The following is a 1,362-nucleotide window of genomic DNA, read 5'->3' as shown; positions in this document are numbered from 1 at the left end:
TAGTATTAACAATAAGATAGAATTACCCTCACGGCATCTCACCTGATCAGATCACCCAATTGAATTTGGCACCAAACGGATTTTTTCATTGAGCTGCTGCATCTTGAAAGCAGAAGCCACCACAGCCAGAAAAAACAAAGCCCCGCGAGTGCGAGGCTTTGGATTCAAAAATCATCAAAAAGTTGAGTCACATTGGTAGCTCGTTTAAGTCCTCGAAAGGAATTTCGGGATCGTACTCACCATCGTAAAATTCAGCTTTAATTGTTACAGCTCCCGGTGCAGGTGCCGTAGATATTACTACTTGCTGCTCTTTTTCAGTGGTCATTATAAGCCCACACTCAGCAACAACATCATCTTCATTATTTACTAACTTAGAGATCTTTGTGAATGCAACTGGTGTTATTTCTCTGAAGTTATACTTATCTCGGCTACCTAGCAAATTTTCGTCTGTTATATCTAGTTTCAAGTATCCATACTCTTGCCAACTACGGTCACCACAACTTGCAACATCCGATGAGCAGCATAAAACATCACAGCAATTCTCAAAGAACAATCTCAAAGACCAAGTACAAGACAAGCTCTGATTTTTCGGTATCTCGAACCCAATCAACCGTGATCCAAGGATTAACTCAATAATCTTATTTAGTTCTGTGTTGCCCGTTTTTATCGGGATACTTTTCATAATTACGTCCAAAATTTATCTACTATTTCTTATCATAGTGCAATGTTTCATGAGGCTTGTCTTCTTTGGCCGGAATGTCAATACTTGCTCCACCAGTGCTGTTTTCAGGTCTACCAAATATTCCATTTTCTCCGACTTGGCTTCCCGGAGGAGCTGAATCTCCTTCTCCGGCTGGGCGAGTCCCTCCTGTTAGGGTTTCCAAATCTGTCTCATAATCTCCAGTCCCCCCATTTTCAGAAGTAAGGGGACCAGAAGTATGCCTTTTGCCACTTTTATTGGGGCCTGCCCGGTCGTCACTTTGGTCACCAACTAAACCATTTGGAACATCAGGAACCGCAGATTCATTCATCATAGGTTTGACTACATCGTTGGCAATGCCAACACCAATAGCTGCGCCTGTTATACCAGCGACCCATTTACCTGCGGTAATCAATGCTGCTTGTCCGGGGGGAGTAGCAAACCATGCTAAGGCAACCGGAATCCTGCCATCAGGATCAGTGTATTTATATGGGTTATTATTCCCATAGGTATATCTGCCAAATCCATGAACAGGGTTGCCACGCCCAATATGCCCCATTGCCCCAACAGGATCATTCGAGTAGAAACGACCTATGACTGGATCATAGTATCGTGCCTGCATATAGCTCAATCCAGTTTTTGTATCAAATCTTTTGCCGGTA

Annotated in this window: 2 protein-coding genes; both read right to left on the bottom strand. The window is 43.1% G+C overall.

Going from position 1 to position 1,362, the window contains the following annotated elements:
• Positions 1–187: 187 nt before the first annotated feature.
• On the bottom strand, positions 188–682 hold the full coding sequence (locus MHN32_RS23620) for a hypothetical protein (RefSeq protein WP_239422990.1): 495 nt from the start codon (positions 680–682) through the stop codon (positions 188–190).
• Positions 683–704: 22 nt separating this feature from the next.
• Positions 705–1,362, bottom strand: a 658-nt coding sequence (locus MHN32_RS23615; RefSeq protein ID WP_239422989.1) for an RHS repeat-associated core domain-containing protein, incomplete at its 5' end; no start/stop codon positions are given.

Origin of the sequence: Pseudoalteromonas sp. Of11M-6 (assembly GCF_022347905.1) — a bacterium.
GTDB lineage: Bacteria > Pseudomonadota > Gammaproteobacteria > Enterobacterales > Alteromonadaceae > Pseudoalteromonas.
Note: the sequence above shows the minus strand (reverse complement) of the source record. Positions and strands in the feature narration are given on the sequence as shown.